The organism is Mycobacterium sp. ZZG (genome assembly GCF_054786995.1).
Window position 1 is genome coordinate 1 of record NZ_JBTBFV010000077.1, and the last position, 19,621, is coordinate 19,621.

The following is a 19,621-nucleotide window of genomic DNA, read 5'->3' on the forward strand; positions in this document are numbered from 1 at the left end:
CCGGCCAACTCCGCCAACTCCTCAAAATGCGCCTCCAGCCGATCCGACTGACGCACCACACCGTCGGTACCAGTACCAACCGGGGTCTTCGCGGGCATAACCCCATCCTGACACCACCCACCGACAAAACCACCCGACCCAGACCGACGACGCGAAAACGACTCCCCCACAACGCGGTTGCCGGTTCACGGTATGGCCAGACGGTTGCCCGCGAGAAATCTCCCGAGATAGACACCAGGGTCGTCGATCTGCCACGGAAAGCGACCCTTAGTGCTATTTCGTCGCCCCCTGCCGAGCGCCGAGCATAAACTCACGCTGTGGCATCGGCTGCCGTCGAGATCATCGAGAAGTACTTCACGTGCGAGTTCACCACGATCGCACGTGACGGTTCGCCGCAGACCTGGCCGGTGAGCCCGCGGCTGCTCCCCGATGGCCGGTTCTTGTTGGGCACCAGCATTGGGCTGCCGCAGAAGGCCTACAACATCCGTCGCAATCCGAAGGTCAGCCTGTTGTTCTCGGAGCCGACCGGCAGCGGTGTCACCACTGAAGGGGCGGTGCTGATCCAGGGCGACGCCACGGCCGAGGACCGCATTGTGACCGATCTGGCCTCAGATCCGGAGCTGGCGTCGTTGGCGCAGACGCTGTTCATTCACCAACCGGCCGGCGCATTGTGGGGAACGTGGCTAGGGCGACGGCTGTGGTGGTCGTACTACATGCGCATCCTGATCTACGTGACGCCACGACGCGCGCTGTACTGGCCGACGCGCGACTTCACGGCCGCTCCTGACGAACTCGATCTCGCCGAGGTGCGCCGTGTGGACTGACGCAGCAAAGCGGCTGAGCAGGTTTCCGGAGGCGGTGTTGACCGCGCTCGACGCCCAGGGCTACCCCGTCAGTGTCCGCGTCAGCACCGGCGCCTACGACGCCGCTACCGGCGAACTGCCCGCAACGCTGCCACCGGAACTCAATGCCGTGGAAGGCCCGGCCAATCTGGTGTGCCACTTTCACGACGACAAGCTCTGGAAGCTCGAGTCCGCGCAGGTCAAAGGCCGGCTCGAGCGGCGCGGCGACGGCTGGGTGTTCGTCAGCCGGACCTTCACTACGCAGTCCGCATCGCACATGCTGTCGTTCCTGCGCAGCATCCACAGGTCCGCACGGACGTACCTCGACAAGCGCGGACTGCCACGTCCGGCGGTGAATTGGGCCTCCGTCAAGGAGATTCGGCGTCGCGCGGCGGAGCAGCGAACCCTCTGAGGCCACCTCGGGTTCCGGATCACGCTCCCGGCTGCGAGAAGACCGGTCTAAGGTTGGGCCACCCGCAAGCGAGGAGCACAAACAGATGTCCGGCGAGCTCGCGATCGCCCTGACGGCCGTGCTGGTGCTGCTGGCCGTCGCCGCGGTGATGCTCGCCGTACGGACTCGACGGGTGGTTGCCACCCCCACCGAACGCGCCGTGCATACCGCGCTGCACACGGCCTCGCTCGCGGCGCGCGCGCTGCGCCGCGGCCTCGACACTGATTCCGCGGCCACCGCCGCACCGTTTCTGCGCGGACTCACCGGCACCGACGGCCTGGCATTGTTCGACGGTGCGGGCGAGCTTCTCGCCGAGGACGCGTCCGACGACCAGATGTGGGACGACGCCGTGCGGGACGCATGCGTCGGCGCTGCACGGCAGTCCATCTCGGGCGGGCGGCGCGTGATGACGCACGCCCGGACGGTCGCTGTGGTGGCCCAACCCCTGCTCGCCGAATCCGGTGACCTGCTCGGGGTGCTGGTGGTCGTCACGACGCGCTCCCCCGGCCCCGGAATGCTCGGCGCGGTGGGCGAGGTGGCGCGTTATGCGGCCAGTCAGGTTGAGCTCGCCGAGCTCGACGCCTCCCGGGCGCGGCTGGACCGCGCCGAGGTGCTGGCGTTGCGCGCGCAGATAAGTCCGCACTTCATCTACAACGCGCTGAACACGATCGCGTCGTTCGTGCGCACCGACCCCGACCGGGCCAGGGAGCTTATCCTGGAGTTCGCCGACTTCACTCGTTACTCCTTTCGCGCCGCCGGCCAATTCACCACTCTCGCTGAGGAATTGCGCAACATCGATCGGTACCTGACCCTGGAGCGGGCGCGGTTCGGTTCCGCGCTCAAGGTCACGTTGCAGGTCGCTCCCGAGGTGCTCAACGTCGTGGTGCCCTTCCTTGCGTTGCAGCCGCTGGTGGAGAATGCGGTGCGGCACGGCTTCGCCGGCCGCGGCAGCGGGTCGATCGAACTCGTCGCTCGCGACGAAGGTTCCGACTGCGTCATCACCGTCGAGGACGACGGCGTCGGCATGGACCCGGACGCGTTGCGCGCGGGGCCGAGCGATGCGCTGTCCGACGGCGCCGCGGCCTCCGAAGGTTCGGGCGCGCATGTCGGCCTGACCAATGTCGACCATCGCCTGCGCGCCGCGTTCGGCAACGATTACGGTCTGGTGGTCGAAACCGCGATCGGCGCGGGCACCAAGGTCGTCATGCGGGTGCCCAAGTTCCGGTCCGGCGTACGGGCCAGTGGAGGTGGGTTCGGGGTGGGTCGAAATGAGTAGGACGTGACCAGACCGCTCACTGTGCTCGCCGTCGACGACGAGGCGCCCGCCCTCGACGAGCTCGCCTATCTCCTGGGCAAGCATCCGTGCGTCGCTGAGGTGCACCGCGCCGGCGACGCCACCTCGGCGCTGCGCGAACTGAACCAGCGCGCGATCGACGCGGTGTTCCTCGACATCAACATGCCCGGGCTGTCCGGGATCGAACTGGCCGGGGTGCTGGCCAACTACGCCCAGCGGCCGTCGATCGTGTTCGTCACCGCACACGACGACAAGGCTGTCGCTGCGTTCGACGTCGGCGCCGTCGACTACCTGCTCAAGCCTATCCGCGAAGACCGACTCGACGAGGCGGTCCGCCGCGCGGCCGCCGTGGCATCCCCCGCAGCGGCGTTCCGCGACGAAACCGGCAGTGAGGAACCGGATTCGGGTGTCGTCCCGGCCGAGTTGGGGGGCGTCACCCATCTGGTGCCCCGCGACAGCATCGGCTGGGTCGAAGCCGAGGGCGACTACGCCCGGCTGCATTCGGCGTCGGGCTCGCATCTGGTGCGAATCCCGCTCAGCACACTGGAAACCCGTTGGCGTGACCATGGATTCCAGCGGGTGCACCGCTCCTATCTGGTTGCGCTGCGACTCGTCACCGGTCTGCGTACCGCCGACGGCGCGGTGCTGGTGCGGTTGCGGGCCAACGGGGCGTCCCCGGCGGTCGAACTTCCGGTGAGCCGCCGTCAGGCCCGCGAACTCCGCGACCGCCTGGTACGCAACCCGATGCGCAGCCTGCGTCCGGGGAGCGCTGATGACCAGTAGTGAACGACCCCAGCGTGAGCGGGTGGTACTGGCGCACCGGCGCGGCGCGCGGATGGTGCGGACCCGCGTCGAGGTGCAGGAGCAGACGCAGGTCGGCGACGCGCTGGTGCGTGGACTCATGCGCGCCCAGCTGGGCCTGGCGTTGCGGCTGGCGGCCGTGGTGATCGCGTTGATCGGCGCCATCCCGCTGTTGAACGCGCTGTTCCCGGAACTCGGCGGCATCACCGTCTTCGGTGTCCGGTTGAACTGGCTCGTGCTGGCCGTTCTTGTTTACCCGCTGCTGTACGGAATCGGGTGGTTCTACGTGCGGCTGGCCGAACAGGCCGAGCGGGACTTCGTCGGCGTCGTCGACTCCGAACCATGACCGGCTCCCCGCTGACCGCCGCGGCCCTACTACTCGCCGCCGTGGCCACCGTCGCGATCGGCGCGTACGGAGTCCGTTTCTCACGCACCACATCCGACTTCCTGGTCGCGTCGCGCACCGTCGGTTCGCAGTGGAACGCCGCTGCCATCTCGGGCGAATACCTCTCGGCGGCATCGTTTCTCGGTGTTGCCGGGCTGATCGCCAAGTACGGCGCCGACGCACTCTGGTACCCGGTCGGATTCACCGCCGGCTACCTGGGGCTGCTGCTCTTCGTCGCGGCGCCGCTACGCCGATCCGGCGCCTACACCGTCCCCGATTTCGCCGAGTTCCGGCTCGGGTCGGTGAGACTGCGCAAGATGGCCATGCTGGTGGTCGTCGTGATCTGCGTCTTCTACCTGGTCCCGCAGTATCAGGGTGCCGGCCTGGCGCTGAAAACCCTTCTCGGCACGCCGGTCTGGCTCGGCCCGCTGGCCGTCGGCGCCATCGTCATCACCAACGTCGTCGCCGGCGGGATGCGCTCGATCACGTTCGTGCAGGCGTTCCAGTACTGGCTCAAACTCACCGCGGTGGCCATCCCCGCACTGGCTTTGGCCGGGCTGTTCCTCACCGACCGCGGCGGCGAACTCGGCGGCCCGCTTCCGCCGACCGTGCAACAGGACACGACGGTGTCGATCGAGACCGACGTCGTGGTCCAGGTCGCCGACCCCAGCGGGATCTCGGTGACCGGAACCGTGGACGGCCAACAGGTCGACGATGCGCCGATCGGCCCGGCCGGCGAGCACACCCTCGGCGCGGGCAGCACGTTGACGCTGTCCGCCGGAGCGGCCACCCCTGTGGTCGCAGGCACGCCGGGCTCGGGCGCGGAGTGGATCGCTTCGGGTGGCGGGCTCGGCGGGCACCATCCGCTCTACCAGGTGCTCTCGATCATGGTGGCGACGTTCTTGGGCACCATGGGCCTGCCGCATGTGCTGGTGCGCTTCTACACCAACCCCGACGGCCGCGCCGCGCGGCGTACAGCGCTGGCTGTGATTGCGCTGCTGTCGCTGTTCTATGTGTTCCCGACCCTGCTCGGTGTCTTCTCCCGGCTGTATGTCCCGCAGCTGCTGATCACCGGCACCGCCGATGCGGCGGTGCTGCTGGCGCCGGGGTCGGCGATCGCCGGGGCGGCAGGACAGCTGCTGGCCGCGCTGGTGGCGGCCGGTGCGATCGCGGCGTTTTTGGCCACGTCGTCGGGTCTTCTGGTCAGCTTCGCCGGGGCGCTGGCCACCGACGTGCTCCCGGGCCGGGTGCGTGACTTCCGGGTGGCGGCGGTGATCGGCGGGGTGATCCCGATCCCGTTGGCTTTGGCGGCTTCCGGCGAACTGGAGTTGTCCCGCAGCGTCGGGCTCGCGTTCGCGGTGGCGGCCTCGACGTTGTGCCCGCTGCTGGTGCTGGGCATCTGGTGGCGCGGGCTGACCGCTGCGGGCGCGATGTCGGGGCTGGCGTTGGGCGGCCTGCTATCTGGCGGCGCGGTGACCGTCGCGGTGGCCGGCGGCGTCGACGAGGACTGGCTGGGCGGCTGGCCGGCGGTGCTGATCGGCTACCCCGCGGCGATCAGCGTGCCGCTGGCGTTCGCGACGATGCTCGTGGTCAGCCGTCTCACCCGCGCGACGGCGCCGGCAGGCGTGGCGCAGACCTTCGCGCGAATGCATGTGCCGGAGCACCTGGGCATGGGAATCGAGCGAGTGCCTCGCGGATGAGCGCTTGCGCGAAGACCAGAAAGCACGGATGAGCGCTTGCGCGAAGACCAGAAAGCCGGATGAGCGTCGCCGTTCGTCGTTGCTGATCGACCGCTCACCGCAACCTCCCCCTGCCTCGCCGTGTCACCGCGATCGACTCTGGGTATGTGACCCACATCTCAACTACGTTCACCCGAGAACCGGTTCACACCAGTCAGGAGCGTGAGATCAAGGTGTCCGAGACAGACCTTCCGATTCGCCCGGAAGCCATCAGCGGCGAACGCTATCTAGAAGTCCAGGCCAGCCCTGAGTTTCAGGAGCTACGAAGCCGCTTGCGCCGCTTCGTCTTCCCGATGACGGCAATTTTCCTCATTTGGTACGCGATCTACGTCATCCTGGGTGCCTTCGCCCACGATTTCATGGCCACCAAAGTGTGGGGCGACATCAACGTCGGCCTGCTCATCGGCCTGGGGCAGTTCTTGTCGACGTTCCTGATCACCGGCCTGTATGTGCGGTTCGCCAACCGCGAACTCGACCCGCGCGCCGAGGCGATCCGCACCCAACTGGAGAGTGAGCTCAAATGACCACCCTGCTGGCCCAGACCGAGACCGTGGGCAACCCGCTGGCCAACATCGGCATCTTCAGCCTCTTCGTCGTCGTCACGATGGTCGTGGTGATCCGCGCGAGCAAGCGCAACGCCACCGCAGACGAGTTCTTCACCGGCGGGCGCGGCTTCTCCGGACCGCAGAACGGCATCGCGATCGCCGGCGACTACCTGTCGGCGGCCAGCTTCCTCGGCATCGCAGGCGCGATCGCGGTGTACGGCTACGACGGTTTCCTCTACTCGATCGGCTTCCTGGTGGCGTGGCTGGTCGCGCTGCTCCTCGTGGCCGAATTATTGCGCAACACAGGCAAATTCACGATGGCCGACGTGCTGAGCTTCCGGCTCAAGCAACGGCCGGTCCGGCTGGCCGCGGCGACGAACACGCTGACGGTGTCGCTGTTCTACCTGCTGGCCCAGATGGCCGGCGCCGGCGGCCTGGTGGCGTTGTTGCTCGACATCAACAGTCGCGCCGGGCAATCGCTCGTCATCGCCGTGGTCGGCGTGCTGATGATCGTCTACGTGCTGGTGGGCGGCATGAAGGGCACCACCTGGGTGCAGATCATCAAGGCGGTGCTGCTGATCGCCGGAGCGGGCCTGATGACGGTGATGGTGCTCGCGAAGTTCGGGCTCAACTTCTCCGAGATTCTGGGTTCGGCTCAGTCGGCCATCAGCGGATCGACCACTACCGGCGTGGCCGACCGCGACGTGCTCGCTCCGGGTGCGCAGTACGGCGGCTCGCTGACCTCGCAGATCAATTTCATCTCGCTGGCGCTCGCGCTGGTGCTGGGCACCGCGGGTCTGCCCCACGTGCTGATGCGCTTCTACACGGTGCCGACCGCCAAGGAAGCGCGTCGTTCGGTGGTGTGGGCGATCGCCCTGATCGGTGCGTTCTACCTGTTCACCCTCGTGCTGGGCTATGGCGCTGCCGCGCTGGTCGGCCCCGACCGCATCCTCGGCGCCGCGGGCGGGGTCAACTCGGCGGCTCCGCTGCTGGCCTTCGAGCTCGGCGGGGTGATCCTGCTCGGCATCATCTCTGCGGTCGCGTTCGCGACGATCCTTGCGGTCGTGGCGGGCTTGACCATCACCGCGTCGGCGTCATTCGCCCACGACATCTACGCGTCGGTGTTGAAGTCTCACAAGGTGACCGAGGCCGAGCAGGTGCGGGTCTCGCGGATCACCGCGGTCGTGCTCGGCGCACTCGCGATCGGCCTCGGCATCCTGGCCAACGGCCAGAACATCGCCTTCCTGGTGGCGCTCGCATTCGCGGTCGCCGCAGCGGCAAACCTGCCGACGATCATCTATTCGCTGTACTGGAAGCGGTTCAACACCCGTGGCGCGCTGTGGAGCATGTACGGCGGGCTGATCTCGACCATCGTGCTGATCGTCTTCTCACCGGCAGTGTCCGGTTCGAAGACGGCGATGATCCCCGGCGCGGACTTCGCATGGTTCCCGCTGGCCAACCCCGGCATCGTGTCGATCCCGCTGGCGTTCATCCTCGGCATCGTCGGCACGCTGACTTCACCCGACGACGAGGACCCGAAGGTGGCCGCCGAGATGGAGGTCCGCTCGCTCACCGGCATCGGCGCCGAGAAGGCCATCGCCCACTAGGCGACCGAGAAACGCCGGGACCGGCGGCGGTGGTTCACAACGCGTGAACCACCGCCGCCGGTTCGCGTTCGGCCGATGCCGTCAGGCGAGGATGGCAGACAGCGCACGCCGCACCAATTCCAGGGCGGCATCGGGGTTGTCCCAGAACACCATGTGCCCGGCGGACGGCACCTCGACCAGTTCGGCATGCCGGTTGGCCTGCTCGGCCTCCCGCACGCTCGGGGCGGGCACCACCGGACTCTGTGCGCCGTAGACGAAGACGGTGGGCGCCGGGACCGCGGGCCATGTCGCGAAGAAATCCTCGGTTTCGAAGCCTCGATGGCTGGCGGTGACGGCCTCCTCGGCGCAACTGGACAGCCACCTGGCCCGCAGTTCCTGTTCGCGCCGGGGCCACCGCGGCCACGACTGCGCCACCTCATCGGCGGTCGTCCCGTTCCGCGCCTGGATCAGCTGAGCGAGGAACATCTCCAGGGTCGTGGGATAGGGATCCCGACCGTGCCCACTCGTCGGCGGATCGACCAACACCGTGCCCCGCACCGGGACCTTGGCCCGCGCAGCCGTCAGCGCGGCTATCCGGGCACCCATCGAATGTCCCAGCAGCACGGGGTGATCCAGCCCGAGTCCACCGATGAGGGCCTCGGTGTCCTCGGCATAGGCCTCGAGACCGTAGTCGTCACCGTCGTCGGACAGTCCACGCCCCCTGATGTCGACGACGATGGGCCGCACCAGGTCGGTCAGCCGGCGCGCGACGAAGTCCATGCAGATCGCCGGGCTGGTGATGCCCGGCAGGATCAGGACCGGGGGAAGATCCCCGCCGTAGTCCAGCACGTGCAGACGAAGCTCCGCCGAGCGTACCCACCTGCTGACCGCAGGGACATCGGCCAGATCTGCCAATGCGTCTTGGCGCACGCACCGCTTGTCGGAGCCGCCCGTCACGACGGACTCACCGTGGTCGCGGACGGCAACTCACCCAGGTACCCGATCGCCTCATCCAAAGAGATGACGTCGCCGTACTTTTCCTGGATGTCGAACAGGTTCGCCTCGTGAGGACCGGAGGCGCGATCGCCGACGCATTCGCGGACGACGAGGACCGACAGGCCGGTCTGAACGGCGTCGACCGCGGTCGCACGGACGCAGCCACTGGTGGTGGCCCCGCAGATCAGCACCGTATCGCAGCCGAAGGCCACCAGAAAGGACGCCAGCGGGGTGCCGAAGAACGCGGACGCCCCCTTCTTCACGATCTGCTGATCCTCCTCGCGCAACGGCAATCTGGGATCCAGCGCCGCTTCCGGACTGCCGACCCGAAGGTTTCGCATGCCGGTCGCCTTGGCCAGCCACGTCACTGCCGATCCGTTGATCTCGGCGGGTGTGTAGGCGATCGTGGTGAACACCACCGGCACACCTGCCGCTCGACCGGACCCGATTAGCTGTGCGGTGCTCGTGACGACGTCGGTGAGATCGGCGCCGGTCGGGAACTGCGACTCGGTGAAGCCGCGGCTGAGGTCGACGACGAGGATCGCCGGCCGCCGGCCGCGGCGCACCGCGGCCCCGAAACCGGCCTGGTCGTAGGTGTCGTCGGTCGCCGCACCGTAGCGGCCGGTCATGGTGCGACACCTTCGGTGTCGAAGGCACCGCTGAGCAGTCGGCCCGCGTCGGGAACCACCGCTCGCAGTCCCAGCCGGCTCAGCATCGAGTATGTCGTCGCGATCGCTGCAGTCAGCACCGGCAGTCCCGCCTCGTCCTCCACCGGCTGGACCGCCGCCAGCGACGGCATCTGGACACAGGCCGACAGCACCAGCGCATCGGCATTGCTCAGGTCCAACTTCTTGTAATGCTCACGCAGGTCCATCGGATCCAGACGCGCCACTGCAAGGTTGTCCGATATCTCAAGGCTGTGCGCGCTGACCACCTCGACACCGGTGTCCTCTATGTAGTCCACGACGAGCTTCGTGAGCGGCTTGAGGTAGGGCGTGAGGATGGCCACCCTGCGCGCGCCAAGCGTCCCGATTCCCTCCAGAAGGGCTCCGGCGCTGGATATCACCGGGGCGTCGGAGCCCTCGCTGCGCAACGTCGCGGTGATCTGATCCTCCGCGACGCAGTGGTGACCGGGGCCCTGCGCCATGATCGCGACCAGGCACGCCGTGCTAACGACGTCCGGGCGGGCGTCTGCCATCTCCAGCGCAGCCCGCTCGGTCTGGGCATTCATCGCACGCAATCCCTCTGGCGTCACGTGCTGCATGCGCATCCGACTGGTGTGGAAGACGAAATCGTCCTCGGGGACGATTTGGTGCCGGGCCCGCAGCATGCGCGGCAGCTCCGTCTCCATCGTCAGGTTCGAGCTCGGCACGATCATGCCGATGTGGTGCACGGTCATGGTCAAGCGCTCCTCGATGCCTGGGCAAGCGTCGCCTTGTTGTAGCCCGCCGCGGATTTGTAGCTGTCCAGGATCGCCCGGATCTCTTCGGTCGTGATCACGTCTTCGACCCGCTCGAAGCGTTGGTAACCCGTGCGCGTCTCCACCACCTCGATAAGGTGATCCGGCGGGGTCACGCGGTTCTTCAGGACCAGCGCATTGACGACGTCCCGGCGGGTCAGCTCGTACCGGACGAGGGCCTGGGCCACATAGGGCTCCTCGGCGATCGCCTCGGCGAGGACGACCGTGTCGAGAATCGCCTGCATCGCGCCATTGGATCCGCGCGGGATCATCGCGTGTGCGGCATCTCCGACCAGAGTGACGTGCCCGAAGGTCCATCGGTCGACCGGGTTCCGGTCCGACATCGGATACTCGAGGATGGCCTCGGCATTCTTGATCAGCGCCGGCACATCGAGCCAGTCGAACGTCCAGTCCGCGAACGTGGGCAGCACATCCTCGACCCGTCCCGCGACGCTCCAGTCAACCGGACCGGACTCCTCCTGGCGGATCTCCGCGACCCAGTTCACCAACTGATTGCCGTCCGGCAGATTGCGGATCGGGTAGATCACCATCTTGCCGCGGTCGACCGTGCCGATCCGCAGGTGCGAACCACCCGATGCGATCGGCGGGTGGATGGTGGTCCCCCGCCACATGTTCACACCGGTGAAGACGGGTTCGCCCTCGTCGGGATAGAACTGTGCACGGATGCTGGAATGAATTCCGTCGCAGGCGATCACGGCACGACCCGATTGCGAGGGCAGTGGTTCCCGAGTCTGCGAGTCGACGAAGTGCACGACGGCGCCGTCTGCGGCCTCCTCGACTCCGGTGCTGGTGTGTCCCAGCGTCACGGCGTCGGCGCCGAGTCGCTGCACCACGGCGTCGTAGAGCACTTCGTGCAGATCGGCGCGATGGATCAGGAACTGCGGGTACTCCGAGACCGCGGGGTCGGTGTAGACGAACTGCCCCTTGCCGGTGACGAAGCAGGATTCCTGGAAAATGACTGCGCGCTTGCGTAATTCGTCCAGAAGTCCGAGCTCGACCAGGGCCTTGGTGCCGTGCGGCAGGAGCGAGATCCCCACGCCGAGTGGCCGGAACGCGGGAGCCGCCTCGTACACGTGGCACGCGATACCCCGCTGATGTAGGTGCAGGGCGAGGCTGAGTCCGGCGATTCCGCCGCCGACGATGACGATTCGGTCATCGACCATTGAAGTTGCCACCTTTCTATGAGGCCTGTGGAGTGATACGGCCGAAAAGCCGGAGCGCGTTCTCACCGAGCACGCCAGGCAGGTGCTCGGCGGGCACGTTCGCCCGGACGAACTCCAGCGCCTTGCGGGAGGAGAAGTAGGGGAAGTCCGTCGAGAACAGGATCTGTTCTGCCGGCACGATCTTCATCAGCAGCTCCAACGTCTCGGGCTCATTGCAGACCGTGTCGTAGTAGAGGGTCTGCAGGTACTCCCGGAAGGACCGCTTCATGTCGGGCCACCACCCCTTGGTCCGGTACACCTCCAGGCGCCCGTGCAGGTAGGGCAAGGTGCCGCCGGCGTGCGGGTGCACGATCTTGAGGTTCGGGAACCGGTCCAGGACGCCACCGACGATCAATCCCATCGTCGCGAAGCTGGTGTCGAACATGTAGCCGAGCGAGACCTCCATCCGGTACGGGAGCGCCTTGGGTGACCGGAAGGCGCGGGTGGGGTGCAGCAGCAGCGGCACCCCGAGATCCTCGACCATCTCGTACAACGGGTAAAGACGTTCCGTGGCAATGGTTTCCCCGGCGACGTTGCCGGGGACCATGATCCCGCTGAGTTTCAACCGGCCGGTCGCGTCCTCGAGGACCTTCATGGCCGCGTCCACGTCGCCGAACGGAAGGTGGGCAAGGCCGATGAAGCGGTCGGGATATGTCACCTCCGCCCGGTGCATCTCCTCGTTGAGCAAGGTGCACAGCTCGGCAGCCTCGCCGTGATCGCGGTCGCTCAGGTCACCCGCGATCGACGCACTGACCACCGCGGTGTCGATACCCGAGCTGTCGAGTACCTCGACCTGGAAGTCCAGATCCGTGTGGCGCGCGTCGTACTTCCAGATCTCGTCTGCGGAGACCTCGTACAAGTAGCCCTCGTCGGTCCGCGAGGCGCGCGGGTAGTCGGCGCGCCCCAGGTGCAGATCGATCAACGCCGGCGGGTGCCAATGCCATTGGCTGTCAACGATCATCAGATGGGTGATCCTCTCTTCCGGCAAGGCGTGTCACTGCTGCTCGTTGAGCAGTTCGACAGCCTTCTCGGCGGGTTTGATGTCGACGATGTCCTCGTAGCTCAGATCCAGCGCGGACTGATCGAGCTGTCCGGCGCGCACGGCGACCTCGAGGTCGGTCCTGACCGTCTCGGGCGAGAGTGTCGAGATGTCGGTGGGCCACACCGCGAACTCGTTGGCGCGGTTCCAGTTCACCTCCAGGGTGTCCTTGGCGGGATCAGGATCCATCGCCTCGTTGGACCACTCGGTGTAGGATTCGAAGTCCTCCAGGGCCACCTCGTTGGCCTCGAGTACCGAGGCGCAGAATGCGGCCGCACGATCCTGGTTGTTGTCCAGCCATTCCTTGGTGGCGGCGTAGACGAAGCCCACCGAGTTCATGTCCTCGGCAACGACACTGAGGGTGTTGACATCGTCGCGCTGCGCCTTGAGCTGAGCGATCTCGAACGGGTCGAGCACCGCGGCCTGAGCCTCACCGGAGGCCAGCGCCGCGAGCCGCAGGCCGCCGTCCTCGAGGATCTGCACGTTGGGCAGGTCGGCGACCACGATGTCCATGTCGTGGGCCGCGAACACGTGGTTGAACACGTGGTCCACCAGGCCACCCGGGCTGTCCACGGCGACAGCGACATTCGGATCGGTGAGCTGTTCAATGCTGGTGACGTCACCGATGCCGACCACCTCGTCGGTCAGCGCACCCTGGATGGGGCAGAACAGCCGCAGATCGTGCCCCTGCTGAATCGTCTTGACGAACGCGGTGAAGGATCCGGTCACGACCTCCGCGCGGTTCGAGAGCAGCAGCTGCACCGCGGTGGCATGAGAGGACAGCTCGGTGATGTCGTCCTTCTTCTGGTCGAGACCGAACTGCTCGCCGAACCGCCAGGGGCCCTGCGCCTGCGGCACGTAGGCATCGCCCGAGGTGCTCCACGCCACCTGGACCGAACGCAGCTTTCCGCTGGCGTCCGCCTGCTCCTGGGGGCTGGAGCTGGAACAGGCGGCGGCGGAAGCCGCGACGCACGCGGCCGCCACGATGGCCCACGGACGAGGATTGAAGGTACGGGTTGCTGAGGTCATGATGGCTCCTAATCGTTGGGAGGGTGTGGGTTAGAGGGTTGGTCCAGATCCGGGTCCGTCGACGTCGCCGGACCCGTTACGTCAGGCGGTCTTCCATGCGAGCAGCCGGTTCTCGCCGGCTTTCGCCATGGACATGACGAGCGCCCCCAGGACCGTCAGCACCAGGACGGCCGCGTACAGATGATCGAGTTCGAACGAGCTCCCCGCCTTGATCATGTAGAGACCCAGGCCCTCCGCTCGCAGGAACAGATCGGCGATCAGCGCGCCCTGGATACTGCGGCCCACCGACATTCGGATGCCGGTCAGGATGTAGGGCCCGGCCCACGGGATCAGGATCCGCGCCATCATGGCGCGCGGCGTGACCTCGAAAGCCCGGGCCATCTCCATCACCTCATCGGGTACCTCGCGCAAACCCGCTGCGGTGTTGATGATCACGATGAAGATGCAGAACAGCACGGTGAAGGCGATCTTCGCCGTGGTGCCCATCCCGAAATAGATCGAGATCACCGGGACCAGCATCACCAGCGGCGCCGCGAAGCCGATCTTCACCAGCGGATCGAGCACGGCGTTCCACGCGTCGTAGTAGCCCATCAGCGCGCCGACTGCCACGCCGAGGACCGAGCCGACCACGACACCGATCAGGGCGATCAGCAGCGTCTGGGCGGCGGCGGCGGGCAGCGCGCCGTTGATGGTCTCCGACCAGGTGGCGGACAATATCTCCGACGGCGGCAGGAGCCAGAAGAGGCCGCCGTATGTTCCGGCGATCTGCCAGATGATCAGTGCCGCCAGCACCGCGCTCACCGAGACGGCCATCAGGCCGTATTTCGATTCCAGTTTGTTCATCACTGGCCTCCGGCCTTCGTCGTGCCACGGAACAGCCGGGTCTCGATCAGATAGAGGATCTTGTCTGCGAACAACGCGATGGCGATCACCAGGATGGCTAGGGCGAAGTACAGATCGAGCTCACGCAGCGCACCGAACTGCCGCAGCAGGTGGCCTGTTCCGATAGAGATCCACAGCTCGGCGATCACCATTCCCTTGATCGCCATGCCGAGACCGAGGCGGATGCCGGCCACCACGAACGGCGCGGCCGCCGGCAGGTAGATCCGGGTGTACATGCGCCACTTGCTGGTACAGAAGGCGTTCGCCATCTCCGACAGCGAGCCCTCCACGTACCGGACCCCGGCCGCGGTGTTCATGATCGGGAAGAACACCGCGAAGAAGACCACCACCGAGACCAGGTAGCCGAGCTGTGCACCGAAGATGATGATCAGCAGCGGCAGCAGCGACTCCTTGCTGGTCACGTACAGCGCGTTGACGAACGGGGTGAGCGCTGCATCGACGACCTTCGAGGCTCCCATCAGGGCGCCCAACGGGATGGCGATGGCCAGCGACAGCGCGAATCCGATGATCAGCTGCTGGATGCTGATCGCCAGCGTGGCGGCGTAACCCGCGCTGACCAGTTCTGGCATCGCGGCCAGCACCTCGGGGATGGTCGGCAGAAAGAATGGGCCCTGGATCATGGCCGTGATCTGCCACACCCCGAGAATCCCGCCGTACGCCACGACGCGGAGCCAGAAGTGCTTGCGCTTCTTCGACATCGGTGGTCGCCTGCGCTGGGTACCCGGCGCGCCCGATGGGCCTGCAGCCTCCTCGACCGCGGTGACCGTCACTGGTGGTCCTCTCCGGCAGAACCGGTCAGGTGCAGACAGCGCAGGACCTCACCCTTGAGCTTGGCGAACTCCGGCAGTGCCCGGATCTCCGGATTGCGAGGCCGGGGCAGCTCGACATCGAACACCTCGCTGATCCGTCCGGGGCGGGCGCTCATGACGATCACCTTGTCGGCGAGGTAGAGGGCCTCTTCGATGTCATGGGTGACGAAGACGACGGTCTTGTTGTCCCGCTCCCACAGATTGAGCAGTTCTTCCTGCAGCTTCATCCGCGTGAGGTCATCGACCGCACCGAACGGCTCATCCATCAACAGAATCTTGGGATCGATCGCCAGCGCCCGGATCAGACCGACCCGCTGTTGCATACCGCCGGACAGTTGCCCCGGATAGTGTTGTTCGAAGCCCTCCAGGCCGACGACTTTCATCCAATGGGTAGCCGTCTCGCGGCGTTTCTCCTTGGGCACACCCAGGTTCTCCAGGCCGAACTCGACATTCGCCAGCACCGTGCGCCACGGCAGCAGGTTGTAGCGCTGGAACACGAATCCGATGTCCAGGGTCGGCTTTTCGATCGTCTTGCCGTTGAGTAGCACTCGCCCCGAGTCCGGCTTCTGCAAGCCGTCGATGATCCTCAGCAGAGTCGACTTGCCGCATCCGCTGGGGCCGACGATGCAACAGAACGTGCCCGGCTCGATGGTGAGGCTGAAGTCCTCCAGCGCCTGCACCCGCCCCGACCGCTTGGTCTCGAACGTCAGGCTCACGTTCTGGATGTCGACCTGCGCCGCGTGATTGAGTCCTTCGTCGGGCCGGCCTGTGTCGAGTTGCGTTGTCATAGTGAACCTTTCCAAACGAAGTGAAGTGCCGCCGGCCTGGTCATGAGTGAGCCCGCTCGTCGTCGATCAGGTATCCGTTGACGACAACTGGTGCACCGTCGAGTTCGATGGTGCAGCCGCGCATGGCGATGTCGAGGTGTGCGTAGGAATCCCGCCCAAGGTAGGGATGCGGGCCGGTCGACCAGAGGAAGTTACCCGCGTAGGCGCGGGCGTCCATGCCCATGATCTCGTGTTTGGAGTACATCGCGGTGGCGAACCAGTCGGCGGTCCGCATCAGCCCCCAGCCCATGTGGCTGAGGTAGCGCGCCCACTTGTCGTCGGAATCGATGAAGTACTGCTCCAACATCGCCGCTTCGCCACCGCCGCTGACCTTCTCGATCTGACCGGCCACCACCGACAACCGGACCGCGTCGCGCACGTACTCCTTGAACGGAAGCAGGATGTCGCCGGGCGCGAGCACGATCGTTCCCTCGCTGACCTGAGGCCAGCACAGCATCATCGTCGACGGCCAATGGTCCCAACGGCCCGGATCGTCGGCGAAACCGGTCTGGAACCCGGGGTGCGCATTGGCCATGTCGACCGTCAGGTCGGTGCCGTGCGACGAGGTCACCACCATGGTCGCGGCGGCCTCGGCCGCTGCGACGGCCGCCAGTGCACGGTCCTTGTCGCCGGGTGTCGGCATGTTGCGGATGAGGACTTCCGGCGCGTCGCAGACGAAGATGATGCGCGTGCCGGCGGCCAGGATGGACTGCTGAGCGGGGGCGTGGATGAAGCCCTCGCGGGTGAGGTCGACCACCAGGTCGGCGTTCTTCAGCAGTTCCTGGGCGACGGTGTCCTGCAGCACGGAGACCAGACCGGGACCCGAACCGGTATGGGTCGAGGGGGTGGGGGCCGCCGAACCGCCCGGGACCACTGCCGAGATGACGTGCGCCCCCAGCGACTTGGCCGCCGCGAAGGTGGCGGTCACATAATCGGACCTGCTGCTGGGTTCGGAAAGGATCACCACGTGCTCGCCGGCATGAACCTTGCACAGCTCGAGTTCACGACGGAATGCCGATACGAGGTCTACACCTTCAAGGTCGATCATTGAAGCATCCTTAGTTCAGTACTATTTCTGGCTTTTCGGACGTCGGTACTGCTGGGTCGAGCCGTGCTGCCGCGGCGCTCTTGGCCGAACCGCGCACGGCAAGCGAGTGCAGATAGGGGATTTCGGAGCGAGCCCTGTCGATATCTGCGAGATCTACCTCGGAGTTCACCATCCCCTCTTCCCGGTCGAGGCCGGACATCACCTCGCCTCGGGGGCTGACGATCCGGCTGTGGCCGGCGAATTCGTTGCCTCGACTGTCACGTCCGGTGAGACCGGCAGCAACCAGGAAGCACCCGTTCTCCAGTGCTCGCGAGCGGGTCATCAGTTCCCACGCGTGAAGGCGAGGCAGTCCGAAAGCCGCTGGCACGGCGATTATTTCAGCGCCCCGGAGCGCCAGGTCACGGACCATCTCGGGAAAGCCCGCTTCGTAGCAAATGGCGACGCCGACAGTCCCGACGGGCGTCTGCACCACGACTCCTGGCTGCTCACTCGCGGTCAACGCCCCGACTTCAGGCCCCCAGAGGTAGCCCTTGTCCGCTTCCCCCAAGACCCCGGACGGACCGATTACATAGGCCCGATCGGTGAAGACCCCAGATGCCGTGCGCACATACAACGCGGTGGCGATCACGAGGTCGAGTTCAGCGGCGAGCGCGACAAGTCGGCGCACGGTGGGCCCCAGCGGCGGTTCGGCGTACTCGGCGTCGAAGGCGTATCCGTTGCTGAACAGCTCGGGCAGCACCACGAGTCGCATGCCTCCGCGGCGACCGGCCCGCAGTTCTCGTTCGACCCGCACCAGGTTGCGCTCCCAATGGCCGGTTGCGGCATCCAGCTGTACACCGCCCACGGCGATCTGTCGCGCAGCTGCGAGATGCATTCGGCCCCTTTCCAGCATTGTGCAAACGCTTATGCAAGCGATTGCGCAACCGACTGGCACACAGACTGGCAGCAGCCAGGGCTCTCGTCAAGCGCTAAGGGCAAATTTTTGCATTCGACAATAGTTCGTAAATTTGCGTAACATCGTCGTAACATTTAGCCATCTGAGCAGGTAGAGGCCTTTGAGACGCAGGTCACTACCGTCTTTCAGCAAATACCGTATAGGTGAGGCTTTTGCTATTCCACACTGCGGCCAAACGCGCTACGCAGGACTGTTGCCGGGGTTCGTGCCAGTATTGCGTTACCTTTGCGCGAACGGTTGCATTGAATCGTGTCCGGTCTCGGCGATGGAGGAGATCTGGTGGTTGAGCGAGAAACGCCCAGTGGGCCAGTGACCCTGCGCACCGTGGCCGAGGCCGCGGGTGTCCACATATCCACCGTCTCGCGTGCGCTGCGGCGCGCCGCCGTGCCGGGAGCAGAGGTCAGCGCCGCCGATGCGCGGATCGCAGCTCTGGCCAAGGAATTGCGCTATGTGCCGAATCCGAACGCCGCCAGCCTGACCACCAACCGATCAACGACGATCGGCGTGCTGGTGCCACATCTGACCGACATCGTGCTGTCTCTGGTTTACGACGCGATCGAAAGTGAAGCCAATCGCGCCGGGTATGAGACCTTCGTTGCCAACACCCACGATGAACCCATCGAGCAGATGAGACGATTCGAGCTGTTGATCGGGCGTCGCGTCGATGGGCTGATCCTCGGCGATGCCCATCTCGACGGGACGAATCTCGCAGAACTGCAGCGCCGAAAGGTTCGATTCGTCCTGGTATCCCGGCGTAGCCCAGGCCACTTGTCGGTCTGCGGAGACGATTATCGCGGCGGCAGGCAGATCGGCGAACACCTTGCAGCACTCGGGCACACCGACGTCGGAATCATTGCGGGGCCCCCGTGGGCGAGCACGAGTGTCGATCGCGTCGCCGGCTGCGTCGACGCGCTTGCCGAGGCCGGCACAATGGTGCCGCGGTCCAACATTCTGGAGCTCGGCTTCGATTCGGAGCACGGACATCGTGGCACTCTCGAACTGTTGGACCGGCGACGCCCACCGACAGCGATCTTTGCGGTGAACGACTTTTCAGCCATCGGGGTGATGGGTGCCCTGCGGGCAGCGAAGCTACGTCCGGGCGCGGATGTCGCCGTCGCCGGGTACAACGATGTGCCGGTGGCGGCCGAACTGATGACACCTCTGACCACGATTCGAAGTCCGTTAGCCGAGATGGGCGTTCGCGCAGTTCAGACGCTGCTGACGCTCCTGCACGGCCTACCGACACTGTCGACGACACTGCCCACCGAACTGATCGTTCGCGAGTCCACCACCGGCTGACATACGAGCCGCTCTTAACGCCTGAACTCCCGGCGATTCTCCACCGCACCGTGGGCCCGTGACTGCCTGCGAGCGCCGTCGGCGTGCGACGTGCCGGCGGTGGCCTGGGACTTCTTCCCCGTCGCGCATCCACGCCCAGTTGTGGTGGTCATTCTCCAGCACAAAGGCCGGCATCCGGCGTTTCCGCGCTGAGTGGTCACGTCATGAACGATGCGTCTGGCCGCGCATGCCGAGCCGGCAACCGCAGACCCGCCGACAGTCCTTAGCCTCGATCCGCCGATGAATTGGCTGGTCATCGGGTGTCGGAATGAGGAAAGTGCCCTTTGAACTGTGATGATGAGTGTTCCTACGCACTTATCGGCACAACTTCGAAAGGCACTTCCGGTGCAAG

At 66.1% G+C, this 19,621-nt stretch carries 20 protein-coding genes; 9 read left to right on the forward strand and 11 right to left on the reverse strand.

From position 1 onward, the window contains the following. Positions 1–317 precede the first annotated feature (317 nt). The 8 genes from ACXMYJ_RS26110 (at position 318) to ACXMYJ_RS26145 (ending at position 7,664) form a co-directional block, all read left to right on the forward strand. Positions 318–824, forward strand: a complete 507-nt coding sequence (locus tag ACXMYJ_RS26110; RefSeq protein WP_460359267.1) for a pyridoxamine 5'-phosphate oxidase family protein — start codon at positions 318–320, stop codon at positions 822–824. Beyond that, complete coding sequence (locus ACXMYJ_RS26115) at positions 814–1,254, forward strand: hypothetical protein (RefSeq protein WP_260754785.1); 441 nt, start codon at positions 814–816, stop codon at positions 1,252–1,254. The genes ACXMYJ_RS26110 and ACXMYJ_RS26115 overlap by 11 nt, the downstream gene beginning before the upstream one ends. 85 nt (positions 1,255–1,339) lie before the next feature. Further along, positions 1,340–2,569: a sensor histidine kinase gene (locus tag ACXMYJ_RS26120; RefSeq protein WP_260754787.1), complete on the forward strand. Its 1,230-nt coding sequence runs from the start codon at positions 1,340–1,342 to the stop codon at positions 2,567–2,569. 3 nt (positions 2,570–2,572) lie between these two features. Beyond that, positions 2,573–3,370: a LytR/AlgR family response regulator transcription factor gene (locus ACXMYJ_RS26125; RefSeq protein ID WP_460359268.1), complete on the forward strand. Its 798-nt coding sequence runs from the start codon at positions 2,573–2,575 to the stop codon at positions 3,368–3,370. After that, a complete protein-coding gene (locus ACXMYJ_RS26130; RefSeq protein ID WP_260754789.1) occupies positions 3,360–3,734 on the forward strand; it encodes a DUF485 domain-containing protein in 375 nt (124 codons plus the stop codon). Before ACXMYJ_RS26125 ends, ACXMYJ_RS26130 begins: the two co-directional genes overlap by 11 nt. Further along, on the forward strand, positions 3,731–5,473 hold the full coding sequence (locus ACXMYJ_RS26135) for a sodium/solute symporter (protein WP_460359269.1): 1,743 nt from the start codon (positions 3,731–3,733) through the stop codon (positions 5,471–5,473). The genes ACXMYJ_RS26130 and ACXMYJ_RS26135 overlap by 4 nt, the downstream gene beginning before the upstream one ends. Positions 5,474–5,685: 212 nt before the next feature. Beyond that, entirely contained in the window at positions 5,686–6,036 is a 351-nt protein-coding gene (locus ACXMYJ_RS26140) for a DUF485 domain-containing protein (RefSeq protein WP_260758242.1), read from the forward strand. Then, positions 6,033–7,664, forward strand: coding sequence for a solute symporter family protein (locus ACXMYJ_RS26145; RefSeq protein WP_260754791.1), 1,632 nt, complete (start codon positions 6,033–6,035; stop codon positions 7,662–7,664). Before ACXMYJ_RS26140 ends, ACXMYJ_RS26145 begins: the two co-directional genes overlap by 4 nt. 81 nt (positions 7,665–7,745) lie before the next feature. Here the strand turns inward: ACXMYJ_RS26145 and ACXMYJ_RS26150 are convergent, their stop codons facing one another. From ACXMYJ_RS26150 to ACXMYJ_RS26200, 11 genes are all read right to left on the reverse strand, one after another. Next, complete coding sequence (locus ACXMYJ_RS26150) at positions 7,746–8,600, reverse strand: alpha/beta fold hydrolase (RefSeq protein WP_460359270.1); 855 nt, start codon at positions 8,598–8,600, stop codon at positions 7,746–7,748. Further along, a complete protein-coding gene (locus ACXMYJ_RS26155; RefSeq protein WP_260754793.1) occupies positions 8,597–9,268 on the reverse strand; it encodes an isochorismatase family protein in 672 nt (223 codons plus the stop codon). The genes ACXMYJ_RS26150 and ACXMYJ_RS26155 overlap by 4 nt, the downstream gene beginning before the upstream one ends. Continuing rightward, positions 9,265–10,038 carry a maleate cis-trans isomerase family protein gene (locus ACXMYJ_RS26160; protein WP_313901334.1) on the reverse strand — a complete coding sequence of 258 codons (774 nt, stop codon included), beginning with the start codon at positions 10,036–10,038 and terminating at the stop codon, positions 9,265–9,267. Before ACXMYJ_RS26160 ends, ACXMYJ_RS26155 begins: the two co-directional genes overlap by 4 nt. Before the next feature lie 2 nt (positions 10,039–10,040). Then, a complete protein-coding gene (locus tag ACXMYJ_RS26165; protein ID WP_260754794.1) occupies positions 10,041–11,282 on the reverse strand; it encodes a flavin-dependent oxidoreductase in 1,242 nt (413 codons plus the stop codon). A gap of 16 nt (positions 11,283–11,298) precedes the next feature. Then, a complete protein-coding gene (locus ACXMYJ_RS26170) occupies positions 11,299–12,282 on the reverse strand; it encodes an amidohydrolase family protein (protein WP_260754795.1) in 984 nt (327 codons plus the stop codon). A 33-nt stretch (positions 12,283–12,315) separates the two neighbouring features. Next, positions 12,316–13,389: an ABC transporter substrate-binding protein gene (locus ACXMYJ_RS26175; RefSeq protein ID WP_260754796.1), complete on the reverse strand. Its 1,074-nt coding sequence runs from the start codon at positions 13,387–13,389 to the stop codon at positions 12,316–12,318. Between the two features lie 81 nt (positions 13,390–13,470). Continuing rightward, a complete protein-coding gene (locus tag ACXMYJ_RS26180) occupies positions 13,471–14,232 on the reverse strand; it encodes an ABC transporter permease (RefSeq protein ID WP_260754797.1) in 762 nt (253 codons plus the stop codon). Continuing rightward, positions 14,232–15,062, reverse strand: coding sequence for an ABC transporter permease (locus ACXMYJ_RS26185; protein ID WP_260754798.1), 831 nt, complete (start codon positions 15,060–15,062; stop codon positions 14,232–14,234). Before ACXMYJ_RS26185 ends, ACXMYJ_RS26180 begins: the two co-directional genes overlap by 1 nt. Next, positions 15,059–15,889: an ABC transporter ATP-binding protein gene (locus ACXMYJ_RS26190; protein WP_260754799.1), complete on the reverse strand. Its 831-nt coding sequence runs from the start codon at positions 15,887–15,889 to the stop codon at positions 15,059–15,061. The genes ACXMYJ_RS26185 and ACXMYJ_RS26190 overlap by 4 nt, the downstream gene beginning before the upstream one ends. Before the next feature lie 40 nt (positions 15,890–15,929). Further along, positions 15,930–16,976: a hypothetical protein gene (locus ACXMYJ_RS26195; protein WP_260754800.1), complete on the reverse strand. Its 1,047-nt coding sequence runs from the start codon at positions 16,974–16,976 to the stop codon at positions 15,930–15,932. A 10-nt stretch (positions 16,977–16,986) separates the two neighbouring features. Beyond that, complete coding sequence (locus ACXMYJ_RS26200; protein WP_460359271.1) at positions 16,987–17,868, reverse strand: carbon-nitrogen hydrolase family protein; 882 nt, start codon at positions 17,866–17,868, stop codon at positions 16,987–16,989. Positions 17,869–18,180: 312 nt separating this feature from the next. Between ACXMYJ_RS26200 and ACXMYJ_RS26205 the strand changes: the two genes are divergently transcribed. Then, positions 18,181–19,230, forward strand: coding sequence for a LacI family DNA-binding transcriptional regulator (locus ACXMYJ_RS26205; protein WP_443188656.1), 1,050 nt, complete (start codon positions 18,181–18,183; stop codon positions 19,228–19,230). Positions 19,231–19,621 lie beyond the last annotated feature (391 nt).